Source organism: Chamaesiphon polymorphus CCALA 037 (genome assembly GCF_003003845.1).
In the GTDB taxonomy this organism is placed as follows: Bacteria; Cyanobacteriota; Cyanobacteriia; order Cyanobacteriales; family Chamaesiphonaceae; genus Chamaesiphon; species Chamaesiphon polymorphus.
This window is the reverse complement of record NZ_PVWO01000586.1, coordinates 1-3245: the sequence shown is the minus strand read 5'-3', so window position 1 is coordinate 3245 and position 3245 is coordinate 1. Positions and strand designations below refer to the sequence as shown.

At 39.9% G+C, this 3245-nt stretch carries 6 protein-coding genes; 2 read left to right on the top strand and 4 right to left on the bottom strand.

Annotated features, from left to right (window positions below; genetic code table 11):
- Positions 1–281: hypothetical protein (locus tag C7B77_RS26765; RefSeq protein ID WP_146138545.1), on the bottom strand; the 281-nt coding region annotated here is incomplete at its 3' end.
- 325 nt (positions 282–606) lie between these two features.
- Between C7B77_RS26765 and C7B77_RS26760 the strand changes: the two genes are divergently transcribed.
- Both C7B77_RS26760 and C7B77_RS26755 read left to right on the top strand, forming a co-directional pair.
- Entirely contained in the window at positions 607–876 is a 270-nt protein-coding gene (locus tag C7B77_RS26760; RefSeq protein WP_181244049.1) for an MbcA/ParS/Xre antitoxin family protein, read from the top strand.
- Positions 873–1343, top strand: a complete 471-nt coding sequence (locus tag C7B77_RS26755; RefSeq protein ID WP_219892294.1) for an RES family NAD+ phosphorylase — start codon at positions 873–875, stop codon at positions 1341–1343. Before C7B77_RS26760 ends, C7B77_RS26755 begins: the two co-directional genes overlap by 4 nt.
- On the opposite strand, the gene C7B77_RS26750 is transcribed toward C7B77_RS26755, so the two are convergent.
- From C7B77_RS26750 to C7B77_RS26740, 3 genes are all read right to left on the bottom strand, one after another.
- The gene (locus C7B77_RS26750; protein WP_106312173.1) at positions 1315–1713 is read right to left on the bottom strand and encodes a zeta toxin family protein; all 399 of its coding nucleotides are present in this window, start codon (positions 1711–1713) and stop codon (positions 1315–1317) included. The genes C7B77_RS26755 and C7B77_RS26750 overlap by 29 nt on opposite strands.
- A 3-nt stretch (positions 1714–1716) precedes the next feature.
- The gene (locus tag C7B77_RS26745; protein WP_106312170.1) at positions 1717–2055 is read right to left on the bottom strand and encodes a hypothetical protein; all 339 of its coding nucleotides are present in this window, start codon (positions 2053–2055) and stop codon (positions 1717–1719) included.
- A gap of 217 nt (positions 2056–2272) precedes the next feature.
- A partial coding sequence (locus C7B77_RS26740) for a tetratricopeptide repeat protein (RefSeq protein ID WP_146138544.1) occupies positions 2273–3245 on the bottom strand: 973 nt, incomplete at its 5' end.

Below are 3245 nucleotides of genomic sequence, written 5' to 3'. Positions count from 1 at the left end.
TCTCTATCCTTACCTACAATAGCCAGCGCGACAGCAATCGCACCAGATCCGCCAGCGACGACTAGAGCGGCGTTTAGTCCACCTTGTAACTGCTCCAGTTTTTGCTTGTTGATATTATCATCCCAACCCGACTGTTTATTAATTTCTTTGGTGAGGGGATCTCTCTGATTTAGCTCGTTTTCAAATTTACTCTTCTCAGCAAAGGCAAAACCGCCAAAAATGACAGAGATAATGGAAATTGCCAGGAAGACACCAGCAGAAGTAGTCATCATTTGTTTCATCGTTCGGCTCCTATAAATTCTCAATATACGTAGGGATTCCCAGACTTCCTGAACGACGGTGTCAGTTAGTGACTGGTAACTTACTTTCTTCATCGGACAACTCGCTTACAAATATGCAGAGCTTAGATAAATTAGGTTGAGACTGCTGGATCTGGGGATGAAATAGATCGATTAATCCCGTTTAAGTGCGACATAAATTATATCTCTGACTTCTCAAAGAAGTCGGGGATATAGCGTCCTAACATCTCCACACCCGATCGAGCGAATGCTATACTTAAAATCTAAGAGTAAATATGCTACTCGATCGATCTGTCGAGTTTTAAATATGACTGAAGCTACTCTCGCCGCAGACATTAGTGTTATCAAATCTCAATTAGAGACGGAAATTGCTAAATATCAATCGGAAATTTATTTACGTCAAGCCAAAATTCATGCTTTAGATGTGTTTGGCAATAGCGATACGGTTCAAAATTGGCTACAAGAACAGAACCCAGCATTAGATGGTGCTACCCCTGCCGATTTACTAAATAGTGCTGCGGGATTAGAGCGGGTAATCGATCTGGTAAATGCAATCAGACACGGTGTATTCATGTGAGTAAGATTATCTGGCGAATTTGTGAGGCTACATTTGCTGAGAGTGCTTTTAGTGGCGAAGGTGCAAGGATAGTAGGTGGGCGATGGAATTCTAAAGGTAAACGGATGGTTTATACTGCCGAACATCTATCTTTAGCTATTTTAGAAGTATTCGTTCATCTCAATGTCCCAACTGGAGAACGAGACTTTTTTGTAGCTATTAAAGCGGAAATTTCAGATGATTTAGAGATTGAATATATGAATGTCGATCGATTGCCCACTGACTGGTGTTTATCTAGTTCTAAATCTTCATTACAATCATTAGGTGATGAATGGATTGATTCGGGAAGAACTCCAATCTTAGCCGTACCATCAGCGATCGTTCCTCAAGAGTTTAATTATCTTATCAATCCTCTTCACCCACAGTTCGATGTATTAATCATTCATCAGGCACAGTCTTTTAATTTCGATGCCAGAATGTGGAAATAAAAGTGAGAATTGCATCTAAAGAACAAGTCGGGGGATATAGCGTCATAACATCTCCACAACCCGATCGAGCGAATGCTATACTTAAATCACTGACACTCCAGCCTAATGCTTTGACTTCACGAATTAGATTGAGATAGGTGTTACCAGCAAGGGTATTTTCGACTATAAAACTGCAATCTGCCTGGATGTATGCTCTGGATCGATCTATTGCTTGTCTTCCAGCAGCTAATGTGACAGATTCTGGGCGTTTGGGGTCGATTTCACGGGCAATAGCATCAGGATCTATAACTGGAATGTCAGCGGTAAAAAGTTTTGTCAAGCTAGATTTTCCGGCTCCATTGGAGCCAGCAATTACAATCAATTCCGGCATATTTTAAGAAAGTTTGCCGAGAATTTCTTCGCTACCATCTTCTCGCAATCGATACTCAAATTTTCGACCATCTGATTCTTCTTTGATGAGTTGTTTGCCATTCTGATAATATATTGGCTCACCCATAGCTTTCAGAAGGTCGATGTCTTTCGTAACTTGCATCTGTGCAGCAGATTGCATTTTTATAGCCCTGACTTCAATGTCTTCGCCAGGAATAATTTTGGCTTTTTGCAAATCTTGTAATGTCGTTTCTTCAGTAATTAATTCAGCGGCTCGTTTTTCTACTCTCGCTTTGCGTTCTGGTGGTAAATTTGCAATAATGTCATTGATGTTAATTGTCATTTTCTTCGGCTTCCAATCTATTCAGATGTCCGTTTTGTACTTACTGAAAAAGGCAATCGACTCTGATTCAAAGCTGGGATGTCATTGAAATTATCATTCTATACCTACTATTATGCCTTCCACAGTATATTATAGGCAACGATCGATCGACCCACAATACACTTGTCGAATTGAGCGCGAGTGTTATGACTTTTGAGATCGATCGTTATAACCTATCCTAATTTCCCTTCAACTTAGCTATGTCTGCCATCATCTGTTGATAGTCTTTCATCTCCCCCTGTCGGCGATACAACTCAGCAGCCCTGATATAGTCATCGATTGCGCCCTGTTTATCTCCTAGATCGACTTTAGCCATACCCCGCACCTTATAAATCACAGGCAAGTTAGAATTGATTTTAATGGCTTGACTGAAATCAGATAACGCTCCCTGTTTATTTCCCAAGTCATATCTCAGAGCACCTCGAAGAATATAAAACCTTGCATCATTAGGATTTATTGATATAGCCCGATCGTAGTCAGCTATTGCCGCTTGTTTTTGTCCCAAGTCTGATTTAACGCTACCTCGATTATAGTAGGCTTCTGCATAATTAAGATTTATTGATATAGCCCGATCGTAGTCAGCTATTGCTGCTTGTTTTTGACCCAATTCTGATTTAACATCACCTCGATTATTGTATGCTAATGCATAATTAGGATTTACTGATATCGCTCGATCGTAGTCAGCTATTGCGGCTTGTTTTTGTCCTAAGTCTGATTTCACTTTACCTCGATTATTGTAGGCTAGTACATAATTAGGATTCAGCGATATTGCTCGATCGTAGTCAGCAATTGCCGCTTGTTTTTGTCCCAAATCTGATTTAACAATACCTCGATTATTGTATGCTTCTACAAAATTAGGATTAATAGCAATCGCTAGATCGTAGTCAGCTAATGCCGCTGGTTTTTGGCCTATAGCTGATTTAGCAAGACCTCGATTATTGTAAGCAGCAGCATTATTTGCATTAAGTTTAATAGCTAAGTCAAAATCAGCGATTGCTGCTGTTTTATCACCTAATCCTGATTTAGCATTACCCCTCCCAATGTATGCATTAGAAAAATTAGGATCGAGTGTAATAGCTCGCTCGAACTCAATATAAGCCTCTTGGTAAAATCCAGACTCAAATTTTCTATTACCCTTTGCAATATAAGCA

Bases quoted from the DNA above. Each gene is read 5' to 3' on its own strand.
- C7B77_RS26745 (WP_106312170.1), bottom strand. From the start codon at position 2,055: ATGACAATTAACATCAATGACATTATTGCAAATTTACCACCAGAACGC.
- C7B77_RS26760 (WP_181244049.1), top strand. From the start codon at position 607: ATGACTGAAGCTACTCTCGCCGCAGACATTAGTGTTATCAAATCTCAA.
- C7B77_RS26750 (WP_106312173.1), bottom strand. From the start codon at position 1,713: ATGCCGGAATTGATTGTAATTGCTGGCTCCAATGGAGCCGGAAAATCT.